The organism is Achromobacter sp. HNDS-1 (genome assembly GCF_040084795.1).
Lineage (GTDB): Bacteria > Pseudomonadota > Gammaproteobacteria > Burkholderiales > Burkholderiaceae_B > Achromobacter > Achromobacter ruhlandii.
On the sequence record NZ_CP157584.1, the window covers coordinates 1,453,991 to 1,467,714 of the forward strand.

Annotated in this window: 14 protein-coding genes and 1 pseudogene; 9 read left to right on the plus strand and 6 right to left on the minus strand. The window is 70.2% G+C overall.

What is annotated here, in order from left to right; all coding sequences use genetic code 11:
• Positions 1-96: 96 nt before the first annotated feature.
• Positions 97-291: pseudogene (locus ABFG95_RS06505) on the plus strand (hydrolase); the annotation flags it as partial.
• Positions 292-325: 34 nt separating this feature from the next.
• Here ABFG95_RS06505 and ABFG95_RS06510 read toward each other — a convergent pair.
• Positions 326-895, minus strand: coding sequence for an XRE family transcriptional regulator (locus tag ABFG95_RS06510; RefSeq protein WP_063580397.1), 570 nt, complete (start codon positions 893-895; stop codon positions 326-328).
• Positions 896-933: 38 nt separating this feature from the next.
• Between ABFG95_RS06510 and ABFG95_RS06515 the strand changes: the two genes are divergently transcribed.
• Positions 934-1,815, plus strand: coding sequence for a DMT family transporter (locus ABFG95_RS06515; protein WP_054503311.1), 882 nt, complete (start codon positions 934-936; stop codon positions 1,813-1,815).
• Positions 1,816-1,825: 10 nt separating this feature from the next.
• Here ABFG95_RS06515 and ABFG95_RS06520 read toward each other — a convergent pair whose 3' ends face one another.
• Complete coding sequence (locus tag ABFG95_RS06520) at positions 1,826-2,482, minus strand: GntR family transcriptional regulator (RefSeq protein WP_049072824.1); 657 nt, start codon at positions 2,480-2,482, stop codon at positions 1,826-1,828.
• A gap of 216 nt (positions 2,483-2,698) precedes the next feature.
• On the opposite strand from ABFG95_RS06520, the gene ABFG95_RS06525 reads away from it, so the two are divergent.
• The 4 genes from ABFG95_RS06525 to ABFG95_RS06540 all read left to right on the plus strand — a co-directional run bounded on the left by ABFG95_RS06525 (position 2,699) and on the right by ABFG95_RS06540 (position 8,127).
• Positions 2,699-3,673 (plus strand): tripartite tricarboxylate transporter substrate binding protein, encoded by a 975-nt coding sequence (locus ABFG95_RS06525; RefSeq protein WP_049072823.1) that lies wholly within the window; start codon positions 2,699-2,701, stop codon positions 3,671-3,673.
• Positions 3,674-3,698: 25 nt separating this feature from the next.
• Entirely contained in the window at positions 3,699-5,294 is a 1,596-nt protein-coding gene (gene ggt, locus ABFG95_RS06530) for a gamma-glutamyltransferase (protein ID WP_348995618.1), read from the plus strand.
• A gap of 107 nt (positions 5,295-5,401) precedes the next feature.
• Complete coding sequence (locus ABFG95_RS06535; protein ID WP_348995619.1) at positions 5,402-6,742, plus strand: trypsin-like peptidase domain-containing protein; 1,341 nt, start codon at positions 5,402-5,404, stop codon at positions 6,740-6,742.
• Between the two features lie 122 nt (positions 6,743-6,864).
• Positions 6,865-8,127, plus strand: a complete 1,263-nt coding sequence (locus tag ABFG95_RS06540) for an arsenic transporter (protein ID WP_348995620.1) — start codon at positions 6,865-6,867, stop codon at positions 8,125-8,127.
• A 99-nt stretch (positions 8,128-8,226) separates the two neighbouring features.
• On the opposite strand, the gene ABFG95_RS06545 is transcribed toward ABFG95_RS06540, so the two are convergent.
• Together ABFG95_RS06545 and ABFG95_RS06550 are read right to left on the minus strand one after the other, a co-directional pair.
• Positions 8,227-8,772 (minus strand): thioredoxin family protein, encoded by a 546-nt coding sequence (locus tag ABFG95_RS06545; protein ID WP_336724504.1) that lies wholly within the window; start codon positions 8,770-8,772, stop codon positions 8,227-8,229.
• Positions 8,773-8,886: 114 nt separating this feature from the next.
• On the minus strand, positions 8,887-9,579 hold the full coding sequence (locus ABFG95_RS06550) for a cytochrome c biogenesis CcdA family protein (protein ID WP_348995621.1): 693 nt from the start codon (positions 9,577-9,579) through the stop codon (positions 8,887-8,889).
• A 182-nt stretch (positions 9,580-9,761) separates the two neighbouring features.
• Here ABFG95_RS06550 and ABFG95_RS06555 point away from each other — a divergent pair, with 182 nt between their 5' ends.
• From ABFG95_RS06555 to ABFG95_RS06565, 3 genes are read left to right on the plus strand one after another with little or no spacing between them, the layout of a single operon-like run.
• On the plus strand, positions 9,762-9,923 hold the full coding sequence (locus tag ABFG95_RS06555; protein WP_157810455.1) for a hypothetical protein: 162 nt from the start codon (positions 9,762-9,764) through the stop codon (positions 9,921-9,923).
• Positions 9,924-9,931: 8 nt separating this feature from the next.
• A complete protein-coding gene (locus tag ABFG95_RS06560; RefSeq protein ID WP_049072819.1) occupies positions 9,932-10,669 on the plus strand; it encodes a response regulator in 738 nt (245 codons plus the stop codon).
• A complete protein-coding gene (locus tag ABFG95_RS06565) occupies positions 10,670-11,995 on the plus strand; it encodes an ATP-binding protein (RefSeq protein WP_348995622.1) in 1,326 nt (441 codons plus the stop codon). It abuts the gene before it with no gap.
• A 117-nt stretch (positions 11,996-12,112) separates the two neighbouring features.
• Here ABFG95_RS06565 and ABFG95_RS06570 read toward each other — a convergent pair whose 3' ends face one another.
• Positions 12,113-12,538 carry an organic hydroperoxide resistance protein gene (locus tag ABFG95_RS06570; RefSeq protein WP_049072817.1) on the minus strand — a complete coding sequence of 142 codons (426 nt, stop codon included), beginning with the start codon at positions 12,536-12,538 and terminating at the stop codon, positions 12,113-12,115.
• 126 nt (positions 12,539-12,664) lie between these two features.
• Positions 12,665-13,618 (minus strand): LysR family transcriptional regulator, encoded by a 954-nt coding sequence (locus tag ABFG95_RS06575; protein ID WP_049072816.1) that lies wholly within the window; start codon positions 13,616-13,618, stop codon positions 12,665-12,667.
• Between the last annotated feature and the right edge of the window lie 106 nt (positions 13,619-13,724).

The window sequence follows — 13,724 nt, forward strand, 5'->3', positions numbered from 1 at the left end:
CCGGGGCGCTTCGGTACACGGGCATCGGGGATGCGAGGAGACGGAAGCCGGCCGCCGGACGCGCCATATTACTCCCGGCTATATGCGGGCGGCGCGGCGGCGGTGGGCGAATGCGGCCCGCGCAACCTCGGCGCCAGCCTGGTGGTGGATCCGCTGGGCGTGGCGATCGCGCAGGCGGGCGAACAGGAGGCGCTGGTGTTCGCCGACCTGGATCCGGCGCGCATCGCGCATGCGCGCGACGTGCTGCCGGTGCTGAAGAACCGCCGCTTCGCGCGGCCCGAACTGGCCTGAGCCGCCAGTTGGCGTGCCACCGTCCGGCGGCGGGCTATCTCAACACGTTGCGCACGAAGCGCAGCGGCGTGTCGGCGTCGTTGCGATAGGAATACGGCTGGGCGCTGCTGTAGATAGCGAAGTCGTTGGCCCGCACCTGCTGCACGGCGCCCGAAAGCTCCAGCAGCAGCGTGCCCTCGATGACGTAGATCATTTCGTGCCAGCCTTGCGGGTCGGGCTCGGCCACGTAGGTCTCGCCCGGTCCCAGCGACCAGATCCACAGCTGCGCCTCGCAACTGGCGGGCGCCGCGCCCAGCAGCACGGCCTGGCTGCCGGGGCGCTTGCCGCGCCAGGCGCGGGCCTCGATGCGGCGCCGTTCGCGCGCCGGATCGCTGACCAGGTCGACAAACCCCACATCCAGCGCCTGCGCCAGCTTGTCCAGGCTGGACAGGCTGATGTTGGCGTTGCCCGCTTCCAGGCCGGCGATCATGCGGCGGCTGATGCCGGACGCATCGGCCAGCGCCGACTGGCTCAGGCCGGCCAGCTTGCGCAGGCGTTTCAGATTGGCCCCCACGTGCGTGAGGACATCACTGTCGGAATTGGTAATGTGCAGTATATTGCTCAAATTAGTGACACCTGAAGTCCGCCGTGAAATCCGAATCGATGTTTGCCCTGTCGCGCCAGGAAATCGCCCTGGTGCTGGTCACCATGCTGTGGGGAAGCACTTTCCTCATTATCCATATCGCCATGCAGCATAGCGGACCGCTGTTCTTCGTGGGCGTGCGGTTCACCCTGGCGGGGGTGGGGTCGATGCTGCTGTTCCGCCGGCACATGGCGGGGCTGACGCGGCGCGAGACCGGGGCGGGGGTGGCGATCGGCTGCGCCCTGTTCCTGGGGTATTACCTGCAGACCTACGGCCTGCGCACCATCACCAGCAGCCAGTCGGCCTTCATCACCGCGCTGTACGTGCCGATCGTGCCGTTGCTGCAATGGGCGGTGCTCAAGCGCCCGCCGGGCCTGATGAGCTGGGTCGGCGTGGCGCTGGCGTTCACCGGGCTGGTGCTGCTGGCGGGGCCCGAGGCGGGCGCGCTGCATTTCAGTCCGGGCGAGGTCGCGACGCTGGCGGGCGCGGCGGCGATTGCCGCCGAGATCATCCTGATCGGCCATTTCGCAAGCTCGGTGGACAGCCGCCGTGTCACGGCGGTGCAGTTGCTGACGGCGGGGCTGGTGTCGTTCGCGCTGATGCCGCTGCTGGGCGAGCCCGTGCCGGCGTTCTCGTGGCGATGGGCCGGCGGGGCGATCGGGCTGGGCCTGGCCAGCGCGGTGATCCAGTTGACCATGAACTGGGCGCAGAAGTCGGTGTCGCCGACCCGCGCCACGGTGATCTATGCCGGCGAGCCGGTGTGGGGCGGCATCGTCGGCCGGCTGGCCGGGGAACGCCTGCCGGGCGTGGCGCTGGTGGGCGCGGCGCTGATCGTGGCCGGGGTCCTGGCCAGCGAGATCAAGTTCAAGCGCAAACCGAAGCCGCTGCCGCGCGAGGCCTGACCGCCGGACCTCAGTTTGCCCGTTCGAGGAAGGCCTGCAACGCCGGCACTGTGTTCAGCACGTGCTGGCGCATCGCCGCCTCGCAGCGGTCGGCGTCGCCGGTGAGCAGCGCGTCGATCAGTTCCTGGTGCGATTCGCGCACCCGCAGCACGCGTCCCGGCTGGGCGGCCCACAGGCGCATGTAGGGCTCGACCACCGAGTGCAGTTCGGAGATCTGCCGCAACAGGCGCGGCTGCTGGCAGAAACTGCAAAGGTATTCGTGGAAGTCGCGATGGGCGCTGGTCCAGTCCAGGTAATCGCCGGAGCCCTGTTCGAGCTGGTCCAGCATGTTGGCCAGGCGGCGGATATGTTCGGCGCTCATGTGACGCACGGCGTTGCGCACGGCCAGCCCTTCGAGCACCGAGCGCATTTCGAAGACTTCGCGCATTTCCTGCTGGTTCAGGCCGCGCACCACGGCGCCGCGATTGGCGCGGATCTCGACCAGGCCCTCGGAGGCGAGCCGGCGCAGCGCGCCGCGCACCGGCATGCGGCTGGTGCCGATTTCGCTGGCGATGACCTCGGGCACCAGGCGGTGGCCGGGCGGGTAGTTGCCCAGCCGGATTTCGCGCTGCAGGTGCTGGTAGGCCTCTTCTTCGGCGCTGACGGCTGTCTTCTGAAACTGCAGCATTCTCGTCCCCGGGGTTTTCAAAGCCGCCATGATAGATAAACGCAAAAATAACACAAATTGGATCCAGTGATCCATGGATGCAAATACCTATATTCGGATCGCCGGCGCTCGCGTCAAATCCGTGACTGGCGCGCCGACCTTGCGCGTCCGCCGGGACCGCAACGGGCGACAGACCCGCCTGGCGCTCCATCGATACAACGCATTCAAGGGGAATCCATGCCTTTCCGTCTCATCCGCGCCCTGGCGGGCGCCGCCGCCGTGGCCTTCGCCGCGCAAGCCGGCGCCCAGGCCACCGATTGGCCGCAGCATCCGGTGCGCATCGTGGTGCCGTTCCAGGCCGGTTCGGCCACCGACCTGATTTCGCGCCAGCTGGGCGCGGCGCTGTCGACCGAACTGGGCCAGCCCTTCGTGGTGGAGGCCCGCCCGGGCGCGGCCGCCGCGATCGGCAGCGCCTCGGTGGCGCGCTCGGCGCCCGATGGCTACACACTGCTGATGGGCGGCCCGGCCGCCGTCGTCACCAACCGCTTCCTGCAAAAGCGCCTGGCCTACGATCCGGACAAGTTCGAGCTGGTGTCGATGGTGGCGTATACGCCCAACATCCTGCTGGCCAACCCGCAGCAGCCGTTCAAGACCCTGCCCGAGATGATCGCGTACGCCCGCGCCAACCCCGGCAAGCTGACCTACGCCTCGTTCGGCACCGGCACCACCTCGCACATGGCGGGCGAAATGCTCAAGTCGGTGGCCGGCATCGACATCCTGCACGTGCCCTACAAGGGCGCCGGCGAAGCCATTCCGGCGCTGCTGAGCGGCCAGGTGACGATGTACTTCGACACCATCATGACCGGTCTGCCGCAGGTCAAGAGCGGCGCGCTGCTGGCGCTGGGCATGTCCAATTCGCAGCGCTCGTCGCTGGCGCCGGACATCCCCACCATCGCCGAACAGGGCTATGCCGGCTACGACATCGCCCCCTGGTACGGGCTGGTGGCGCCGGAAGGCACGCCCGCGCCGATCCTGGACAAGCTGAACCGCGCCGTCAACAAGGTGCTGGCCGATCCCGCCTTGCGCGGTAAGCTGGCCGAAGCCGGCGCCGAGCCGCGCGGCGGCAGCCGCGAGGAATTCGCCGCCTTCATCAAGGCCGAGATTCCGCGCACCAAGCAGCTGATCGACCAGGCCGGCATCACCCCGCAGTAATTTTCCACAGAGTCTCCACGCCACCATGTCTTCTTCCTTCGATTGGTCTTTTCCGTACGCTTCCCGAAAAATGCCGGTGCTGGCCGCCAACGCGGTCGCGACCAGCCAGCCGCTGGCGGCGCAGGCCGGGCTGCGCATGCTGCTGGCCGGCGGCAACGCCGTGGACAGCGCCATCGCCACCGCCATCGCGCTGACCGTGGTCGAGCCCGTGATGAACGGCATCGGCGGCGACATGTTCGCGCTGGTGTGGCACGAAGGAAGACTGCATGGCCTGAACTCCAGCGGCTGCTCGCCGGCGGCGTGGACGCCGGCGTACTTCGCCGGCCGCGAGACGATGCCGGGCACCGGCTGGGGCACGGTCACCGTGCCCGGCCAGGTGGCGGGCTGGAAGGCGCTGTCGGACCGCTTCGGCAAGCTGCCGTTCGCGCAGTTGTTCGAGCCCGCCATCGCCTACGCCGAGAACGGCTTCGCGGTCAGCCCGACGATCGCGCGCCAATGGGCCAACCAGGCGTCCAAGCTGGCGCAGGAGCCGGGCTTCGCGCAGGCCTTCCTGCCGCAAGGCCGCGCGCCGCAGGCGGGTGAATGGTGGCGTTTTCCGGACCAGGCGCGCACCCTGCGCGAGATCGCCGAGAGCGGCGGCGACAGCTTCTACCGCGGCGCGCTGGCCAACAGGATCGCCGATTTCGCCGCCCGCACCGGCGGCGCGCTGAGCGCGGCCGACCTGGACCAGCATCGCCCCGAGTGGGTCGAGCCGATCTCGCAATCGTTCCGCGGCTACCAACTGCATGAAATCCCGCCCAGCGGCCAGGGCATCTCGGCGCTGATGGCGCTGGGCATGCTGGAACAGTTCGACCTGGAATCGATGGGCCGCGACAGCGCCGATTACTACCACGTCAGCATCGAGGCCATGAAGCTGGCCTTCGCCGACCTGCATCACCACGTGGCCGACCCGCGCCACATGCGCACCGACGCCCGCGCCCTGCTCGACCCGGCCTACCTGGCCGAGCGCGCGCGGCTGATCTCGATGGATCGCGCCGCCGTGCCGGTGGCCGGCACGCCCGCCACCGGCGGCACGGTCTACCTGACCGCCGCCGACGCGGCCGGCACCATGGTGTCGTTCATCCAGTCCAACTACCACGGCTTCGGTTCGGGCGTGGTGGTGCCGGGCACCGGCATCAGCCTGCACAACCGCGGCCTGAACTTCGTGCTGACGCCCGGCCACGTCAATCAGGTGGCGCCGCGCAAGAAGCCGATGCACACCATCATCCCGGCCTTCGTCACCCGCGGCGGCGAGCCGGTGATGTCGTTCGGCGTGATGGGCGGCTCGATGCAGGCGCAGGGTCACCTGCAGATGATGACGCGGCTGGCGGCCTTCGGCCAGAATCCCCAGGCCATGAGCGACGCGCCGCGCTTCCGCGTGGAAAAGGGTCCGGTGGTGAACGTCGAATCGCACCTGCCCGCCGACGTGGTCGACGCGCTGCGCCAGCGCGGCCACAACGTGGCGGTGGCGCCGGTCGACAGCCTGGAGTTCGGTTCGGCGCAACTGATCCGCCGGCTGCCGCAGGGCGGATATGTGGCGGCGTCCGATTCTCGCCGCGACGGTCAGGCGGTCGGTTTTTAGGCGCGCCGGGCGCGGCGGCGGAACACGCCGCCGGAAAGGGGCTTGATCGGTCATATGGGCGACGCCGGGCGCGGCGATACTGCCGTGCAGACTCAGCAAGGCCCCCCATGAACCGAATCCTGTCCGCCGCGGCCCTGGCCGCCTCCCTGGCGATCCCGTCCGCCCTGCCCTGCCGCGCGCTGGCCGCGCTGCCGATGGCCGTGGACGGCCAGCCGTTGCCCTCGCTGGCGCCGATGCTCGAACGCGTGACGCCGGCGGTGGTCAACATTTCCGCCCAGGGCGACGGCGGGCAGACGCCCGCCTTCGGCCCGGCCCGCGCCGGCGGACGCCAGAGCATCGGCTCGGGCGTGATCGTCGACGCGGCCCAGGGCAACATCCTGACCAATCACCATGTGGTGCGCGGCGCCACCTCCATCCGCGTGTCGCTGCAGGACGGCCGCAGCTTCACCGCGACGGTGGTCGGCAGCGATCCGGACACCGACCTGGCGGTGCTGCGCATTCCGCCCGACAGGCTGCAGGCCCTGACCCTGTCCGATTCCAGCGACCTGCGGGTGGGCGATTTCGTGGTCGCCATCGGCGATCCCTACGGCCTGGGGCAATCGGCCTCGTCGGGCATTGTGTCAGCGCTGGAGCGCTCAAGCCTGCGCGCGGCCGGCTACCAGAACTTCATCCAGACCGACGCTTCCATCAATCCGGGCAACTCGGGCGGCGCGCTGGTCAACCTGAATGGCGAGCTGGTCGGCATCAACACCATGATCTACACGCCCTCGGGCGGCAACGTCGGCATCGGTTTCGCGATTCCGTCGAACCTGGCGGGCGAGGTCATGCGCCAACTGCTGCAGCACGGCCAGGTGCAGCGCGGCGGCCTGGGGCTGGACACCATCGACGTCACGCCGCGCAACGCGCGCCAGCTGGGCATGGCGCCCAACGCCACGGGGGTGGTGGTGGCGCGCGTGGCGGACGGCTCGCCGGCGCAACAGGCGGGGGTGCAGGCGCGCGACCTGATCGTGGCGCTGGATGGCAAGCCGATCGGCAGCAGCGCCCAACTGCGCAACGCCGAGGGACTGCTGCCGGTGGGTAAACAGGTGCGGCTGACGCTGTCGCGCGGCGGCCAGCGCTCGGAGGTGACGCTGCGCATCGAACCCGAGAAGAACGAGCGGCTGCACGGCGGTTCGCTGGACGCGCGCCTGAACGGCGTGGAATTCGCCGAGATCGGCCGCGAACAGCGCCTGAAGGGCAACGATGGCGTGGCGGTCAGCGCCACCTATCCCGAGCGCGGCGCGGTGGCGGCGCGGATGCAGCGCGGCGACGTCATCATCGGCGTCAACCAGCGCCCGGTCAGCCGGCTGGCCGACCTGCGCAGCCTGCTGGCCGGCGCCGCGCCGGGGCAGCCGCTGCTGCTGACGCTGGTGCGCGGCCGGGCGATGTATACCTTGCAGATCCAGTAGGCGCGTCGAACCGGTCGTCTGGAAGGCGGCGGCGCGGGCGCCTGACGGCTCGCCCCGCCGGGCCCGCGGCGCGCCGAACCGGCGATAATGCTTCCCGCCCTGGATTCTCGCCGTCGCCGCCCATGTCCTTTCCCGCTCCCTCCCTCGCCCTCTGGGGCATTTCCGCCCTGGCGATCGTCGGCATCCTGCTGCGCCCCTGGAAGCTGCCCGAATACGTCTGGGCCGGCGGCGCCGCGCTGCTGCTGACGGCGACCGGGCTGATCCCGTGGCAGGCGGCGCTGGGCGCGGTCGGCAAGGGGCTGGACGTGTACCTGTTCCTGATCGGCATGATGGTGCTGGCCGAGCTGGCGCGCCAGCAGGGGCTGTTCGACTGGCTGGCGATGGTGGCGGCGCGCCATGCGCGCGGGTCGGCGCGGCGGCTGTTCGACCTGGTGTTCCTGGTGGGTATCCTGGTCACCGTCTTCCTGTCGAACGACGCCACCGCCGTGGTGCTGACACCGGCGGTGTACGCCGCGGCGCGGGCCGCCGGCGCGCGGCCGCTGCCCTACCTGTTCATCTGCGCATTCATCGCCAACGCCGCCAGCTTCGTGCTGCCGATCTCCAACCCCGCCAACCTGGTGGTGTACGGCAGCCAGATGCCGCCGCTGCTGGACTGGCTGCAACGCTTCACCCTGCCGTCGCTGGCGGCCATCGGCCTGACCTATCTGGCCCTGCGCTTCAGCCAGCGCGAGGCGCTGCGCCAGCCGTTGCGCACCGACATCGTGCCGCAACCGCTGGCCACGGGCGCGCGCCTGACCGGCATCGGCATCCTGCTGACGGCGGCGGTGCTGATGCTGGCCTCGGCGCTGCACGCCGACCTGGGCCTGCCGACCTTCATCGCCGGGCTGGCCACCGCCGGCCTGATCCACCTGAAGCAGCGGCTCAGTCCGCTGCCGGTGCTGCGCCACGTGGCCTGGGGCGTGCTGCCGATGGTGGCCGGCCTGTTCGTGCTGGTCGAGGGCCTGGCGCTCAGCGGCGCCATCGACGCGCTGGCGCGGGCATTGCTGCGGCTGGCAGGCGACTCGGCCGGCGGCGCGCTGTGGGGCGCGGGCATCGTGGCGGCATTGGCCAGCAATGTCATCAACAACCTGCCGGCCGGCCTGATCGCCGGCTCGGTCGGCCAGATCGCCGACCTGCCGGCGCAGACCGCCGGCGCGCTGCTGATCGGCGTGGACCTGGGCCCCAACCTGTCGATCACCGGTTCGCTGGCGACGCTGCTGTGGCTGATCGCCGTGCGGCGCGAGGGCCAGCACGTCGGCGCGCTGCGCTTTCTCAAGCTGGGCGCGTGGGTGATGCCGCCGGCGCTGTTGGGCGCGCTGCTGATGCTGGCGCTGGCCGGCGGCTGACAGCGCGCGGCGGCGCCGCGCGCCGCTCCCGCGTGCCCTCGCCCGCCCTCTGGCGTACCCAGCGGCGCTCCGTCGCGACGGCGGCGCCGCGCGCAGGGGTCAAGACTGGGGCTGGGCCAGCAGCCGCTGGATCTCGGCCTCGGTCTCGGCATAGCGCCCCTCGCCGAAGTGGCGGTAGACGATGTTGCCGCCCTTGTCGATCAGGTAGAACGCGGGCCAGTACTGGTTGCGGTAGGCGTCCCAGGTCTTGTACTGGTTGTCCTGCGCCACCGGATATTCGATGCCGAAACGCTTGATGGCGTCCGCCACGTTCCGGGTGGTGCGCTCGAACGGGAATTCCGGCGTGTGCACGCCGACCACGACCAGGCCCTGGTCCTTGTACTTCTGGTTCCATTGCTTCACGTACGGCAGGGTATTGATGCAATTGATGCAGGTGTAGGTCCAGAAATCGACCAGCACGACCTTGCCGCGCAGGCCGGCCAAGGTAAGCGGCTCGCTGTTGAGCCAGGTCTGGATGCCGGTGAATTCCGGCGCGGGAGCCGGCGCGGGCGCGGCGGCGTGCGCGGCGGCGCCGACCAGCAGGCCGGCCAGGACCAGTTTGGCGGAGATGAGGGCCCGGCGGGCCGGCAGACGGATGGATGACATGGTGCGCTCCTTCAGGTTGCGTGTAAGCGGGTCACGGAAAGCGGTTACGGAAAGCGGTTACGGAAAAGCGAGTCAGGCAAGGCAGGTCAGGCAAGCCCGGGTGGGAACGACGGCTCAGGAAAACAGGCGGCTGATCCAGGCATAGGCCAGCACGTCGTACTGGAAATGGATGGCGACGGCCGAAGCCACCAGCAGCACGCCAAAGGCGCGCTGCAGGCACACGGCGTGGCGGGCGATGGCGCCGACCCGGCGCGCGGCGAAGCCGCCGCCGTAGGCGATGGCCAGCATCGGGATGCCCGCGCCCAGCCCGTAGACGAGCAGCAGCAGGCTGGAATGGGCCAGGTTGTCGGCGCGCGCGGCCAGGATCAGGATCGAGGCCAGCACCGGGCCGGCGCAGGGAGTCCAGACGGCCCCCAGCGACATGCCCAGCAGGAAGCCGCCGGCATTGCCCGAACCGCCTTTGTCGCCCAGGCCGATCACCCCTTGCAGCGGACCGCTCAAGCGCGCCGCGAGCCAGTCGTAGGGCCGCGGCCAGATGCGCGCCAGGCCGAACAGCGCCAGCGCCGCCACCGACACCGAACGCACCGCCTCGTGGGCCGACTCGACCGCGCCCGACAACAGGCTGAGCGCGATGCCCAGCCCGGAAAACGCCGCCACGAAGCCCAGCACAATGAACAGGGGACGCAGCCGGCCGCCGCGCTCGACCGCGCTGCCCAGCAGGATGGGCAGCAGCGGCAGCACGCAGGGCGAGGCCACCGTCAGCATGCCGGCGGCCAGGGCAAGGGGGGTGTCGATGAAGGTGGTCATGGCGCGGCGGTCCGTTTGTGTCTCGATGACCGCATTGGACGCGCGCCGGGTATCCGTCCTGTGCCCGGAAAGCGGGTTTTTACCCGGCTTTTGTATCGTGTCCGGCCCCGCATACACTACGACACACTTGGCGGCGCGAGCGGCGCTATAACCTGCCGGACACCCGTTGCCGGAGCCCGCGCATGAACACCATTCCCCTTCCCCGCCCCCGCCTTTCCTGGCGGCGCCTGCTGGCCGTGCTGGCGCTGCTGGCCGGGGGCCTGGGCGCCGAGGCCGTCCAGCCCGGCCCCTGCCAGCTGATCGTCAACAGCCAGGCGCGCCGCCGCGCGCAGCCCGCTGAGTAGAATGCGCCATGGACAATCCAGACCACATCCTGATCGTCGACGACGACCGCGAAATCCGCGAACTGGCCGGCAACTTCCTCAAGAAGAACGGCCTGAACGTCACCCTGGCCGCCGACGGCCGGCAGATGCGCACGCTGCTCGAAACGCTGACCGTCGACCTGATCGTGCTGGACATCATGATGCCCGGCGACGACGGCCTGGTGCTGTGCCGCGAACTGCGCGCCGGCAAGCACCGGCGCACCCCGATCCTGCTGCTGACCGCGCGCGACGAAGACATGGACCGCGTGCTGGGACTGGAGATGGGCGCCGACGACTACCTGGTCAAGCCGTTCGTGGCGCGCGAGCTGCTGGCGCGGATCAAGGCGATCCTGCGCCGCACCCGCATGCTGCCGCCCAACTTCCAGGTCACCGAGCCGGGCCGCGCCGTGCGTTTCGGCGACTGGACGCTGGACACCACCGCGCGCCACCTGGTCGACGCCGAAGGCACCATCGTGTCGCTCAGCGGCGCCGAGTACCGGCTGCTGCGCGTGTTCCTGGACCACCCGCAGCGGGTGCTGAACCGCGACCAGCTGCTGAACCTGACGCAGGGCCGCGACGCCGATTTCTTCGGCCGCTCGATCGACCTGCTGGTCAGCCGACTGCGCCAGCGGCTGCGCGAGGACGCGCGCGAGCCGATGTACATCAAGACCGTGCGCAGCGAAGGCTATGTGTTCGCCGCGCAGGTCGACGTGTCCGAGGCAACGTAGATGGCCACGCTGGTTCCGGCGCTGCGCCGCTGGCCGCGCACCCTGGCGAGCCGGCTGTTCCTGATCTTCCTGGTGGGCCTGGTGCTGGCGCACGGGCTGTCGTTCGGGCTGCAGTTCTACGAACGCTATCAATCGGCCAAGAGCGTCATGCTCGACAACCTGGAGCGCGACGTGGTGGTGGCGCTGGCGATCCTGAACCGCCTGCCGGCCGACGAACGCGCGGCCTGGCTGCCGCGCCTGAGCGGCAACAACCGTCAATACCTGCTCGGCCCCGGTGACATCGACCGCCCGCTGCAAACGCCCGCCGCCGAGGCGGTGCGCGACTCGATCCAGGCGGCGCTGGGCAACGCCTACCCGCTGGCGTTCGGCACCGTCGGCGACGATCCCAAGCACATCCAGGCGCGCGCCACGCTGGCCGATGGCCAGGCGGTCACGCTCGACATCCACATGACCGTGATGCCGCTGGCGATGTGGCTGCCGGTGGTGCTGCTGGCGCAACTGGCGCTGCTGATCCTGTGCGCCTGGCTGGCGGTGCGGCTGGCGATCCGCCCGCTGACGCGGCTGGCCGGCGCGGCCGACGCGATGAGCCCCGACCGCCGCAGCACGCGCCTGGCCGAGGACGGGCCGGCCGAAGTGGCGCAGGCCTCGGCCGCCTTCAACGCCATGCAGGACCGCATCGCCGCGCACCTGGCCGAGCGCATGCAGATCCTGGGCGCGATTTCGCACGACCTGCAGACGCCGATCACGCGCATGAAGCTGCGCTCGGAATTCATGGACGATTCGGCCGACCGCGACAAGCTGGCGCATGACCTGCAAGAAGTCGAACAATTGGTGCGCGACGGCCTGGCCTACGCGCGCAGCGCCGGCGCGGCCACCGAGCCGCCGGCGCGCATCGACCTGGACGCGTTCCTGGACAGCCTGGTGTGCGACTACACCGACATCGGCAAGCCGGTGACGCTGCAAGGACACTGCCCCGGTCCCTGGCAGACACGCCCGCGCGCGCTGCGGCGCATCCTCGGCAACCTGATCGACAACGCGCTGAAATTCGGCGGCGCCGCCGAGGTCGAGGTCGGCGCGGCCGAAGATGGCCGCGGCGTGTCGATCCGCGTGCTGGACCGCGGCCCCGGCATTCCCGAGCAGGAATTGCAGGCGGTGCTGCAGCCGTTCTACCGGCTGGAAGGCTCGCGCAACCGCGACAGCGGCGGCACCGGCCTGGGCCTGGCCATCGCGCGGCAACTGGCCGATGTGATCGACGGCGAACTGCGGCTGCGCAACCGCGAGGGCGGCGGGCTGGAGGCGCAAGTGCTGTTGCGGCCCGGCGCCTGAGCCCGGGCGCCGGACGGCGCATCGACGCGCCCTGCGCCCGCCCGCCCCAATTCCCGGCTGCACGAAAAACGCCCCGCGATGTGTCATCGCGGGGCGTTGCGCTTGGCGTTGGGGGATTCAGACGATCGCCAGTTCCACATCGATGTTGCCCCGGATCGCCCCCGAGTAGGGGCAGGTCTGGTGCGCGGTGTCGACCAGTTGGCGCCGCTGTTCGTCCGACAGTCCCGGCAGCGAAATGTTCAGCCTGACCGCCAGCGCGTAGCGCGCGCCGCCGTCGGTCTTGCCCAGCGAGACCTCGGCATCGACCGCCACGTCGCGCGGCACGGCGATGCCGAGCTTGGCGCCGGCCAGTTGCATGGCGCCGATGAAGCAGGCGGAATAGCCGATGCCGAACAGTTGCTCGGGGTTGGTGCCGGGCCGCCCCGAGCCCGGCGGGCTGAGCGGCAGCAACAGCGCGCCGTCGTCGCTGCGGCCGGCGCCGTCGCGGCCCCCGGTGGTGTGGGTGTGGGCGGTGTACAGCACGGTTTCCAGCGCTTGGGACATGATGGCTCCTGGTATCGGAATTGAGGAACCCGCATTGCACCAAGGCGCTGTATCCCGCCTGTGTCGCAAGACCGCCGCTTTTGCGTCGTACTGTATCCCGCGTCCGTGCCGGCGGCGGCGCGCGCCTCAGGCCGGCGCGGCAGGCGCGGCGGCGTCGTCCGGCGCCAGCAGCGTGAAGGCGTCCGGTCCCGCCCGCCGCGCCATCGCGTCGAGGATGCGCTGGACCAGTTCGGGCACCAGCGGGTGCGGCGGCTGGCCGGCCAGCGTGGCCATGCCCACGCAGTAGTCGATGCGCGGCCGGAACGGCCGGCAGGCGATGCCCATGTCCAGGCACAGGCGCGCGAACAGGCCGTTGACGATCGACACGCCGATGCCCTGCGCGGCCAGGCGGCAGGCCATTTCCACCGAATGCACCTCGGCCTTGATCTGCGGCATCATGCGGCCCTGGCGGAACGCCTGGTCGATCTGCAGGCGCAGCGATCGCTGCCGGCCCAGCAGCACCAGGTCGACGCCGATCAGGTCGGCCGGGCCGATCTCGTCCAGCGCCTCCAACGGATGGCCGGGCGGCATGATGCAGACCGCCTCGGTCGCCAGCCGCCGCATCATGGACAGGCCCGAATTCATGGGCGGCGAACGCACCAGCGCCAGATCGGCCTCGCGCCCCAGCACCGCCACTTCGCTGGTTTCGTAGGTGCCCACCAGCACTTCCAGCGCGACGTCGGGATGGTCGGCCAGGAACGACTCGACCACGGCGGGCATGACCGACTGCGCCACCGTGCTGGGCAACTGCACGCGGATCAGCGTGCGACGCTGTCCGCCCAGCCGCAACTGATTGACGTGGCGCTGTAGCGACTCGGCGTCCGAGATCATGTTCTGCACGTCGGGCAGCAGCGATTCGGCCTCGGCGGTGGGATGCAGGCGGCCCTTGCGGCGCACGAACAGCGGCACGCCCAGGTCGGTCTCGAACTGGCTCAGCAGGCGGCTGACGGCCGGCTGCGACGAGCCCAGCCGCTGTGCGGCCTCGATGGTCGAGCCGGTGGTCATGAAGGCGAGAAACGCCTCTAGCTGCTTGAAGTTCATCCTGTCCCGCAAGGTCCGAAATGCCGGCCCCGCGCGGCGAATCGACGCGCGGGGCCTAGGGTTAACACCAAATTTCTCGTCATTCACATAGCCATATGCCGCCTTC

What these genes read in the sequence shown, in the direction of transcription:
- ABFG95_RS06515 (WP_054503311.1), top strand. Translation starts at nt 934, where the DNA reads ATGTTTGCCCTGTCGCGCCAGGAAATCGCCCTGGTGCTGGTCACCATG.
- ABFG95_RS06520 (WP_049072824.1), bottom strand. Translation starts at nt 2,482, where the DNA reads ATGCTGCAGTTTCAGAAGACAGCCGTCAGCGCCGAAGAAGAGGCCTAC.
- ABFG95_RS06525 (WP_049072823.1), top strand. Translation starts at nt 2,699, where the DNA reads ATGCCTTTCCGTCTCATCCGCGCCCTGGCGGGCGCCGCCGCCGTGGCC.
- ggt (WP_348995618.1), top strand. Translation starts at nt 3,699, where the DNA reads ATGTCTTCTTCCTTCGATTGGTCTTTTCCGTACGCTTCCCGAAAAATG.
- ABFG95_RS06535 (WP_348995619.1), top strand. Translation starts at nt 5,402, where the DNA reads ATGAACCGAATCCTGTCCGCCGCGGCCCTGGCCGCCTCCCTGGCGATC.
- ABFG95_RS06540 (WP_348995620.1), top strand. Translation starts at nt 6,865, where the DNA reads ATGTCCTTTCCCGCTCCCTCCCTCGCCCTCTGGGGCATTTCCGCCCTG.
- ABFG95_RS06545 (WP_336724504.1), bottom strand. Translation starts at nt 8,772, where the DNA reads ATGTCATCCATCCGTCTGCCGGCCCGCCGGGCCCTCATCTCCGCCAAA.
- ABFG95_RS06550 (WP_348995621.1), bottom strand. Translation starts at nt 9,579, where the DNA reads ATGACCACCTTCATCGACACCCCCCTTGCCCTGGCCGCCGGCATGCTG.
- ABFG95_RS06555 (WP_157810455.1), top strand. Translation starts at nt 9,762, where the DNA reads ATGAACACCATTCCCCTTCCCCGCCCCCGCCTTTCCTGGCGGCGCCTG.
- ABFG95_RS06560 (WP_049072819.1), top strand. Translation starts at nt 9,932, where the DNA reads ATGGACAATCCAGACCACATCCTGATCGTCGACGACGACCGCGAAATC.
- ABFG95_RS06565 (WP_348995622.1), top strand. Translation starts at nt 10,670, where the DNA reads ATGGCCACGCTGGTTCCGGCGCTGCGCCGCTGGCCGCGCACCCTGGCG.
- ABFG95_RS06570 (WP_049072817.1), bottom strand. Translation starts at nt 12,538, where the DNA reads ATGTCCCAAGCGCTGGAAACCGTGCTGTACACCGCCCACACCCACACC.
- ABFG95_RS06575 (WP_049072816.1), bottom strand. Translation starts at nt 13,618, where the DNA reads ATGAACTTCAAGCAGCTAGAGGCGTTTCTCGCCTTCATGACCACCGGC.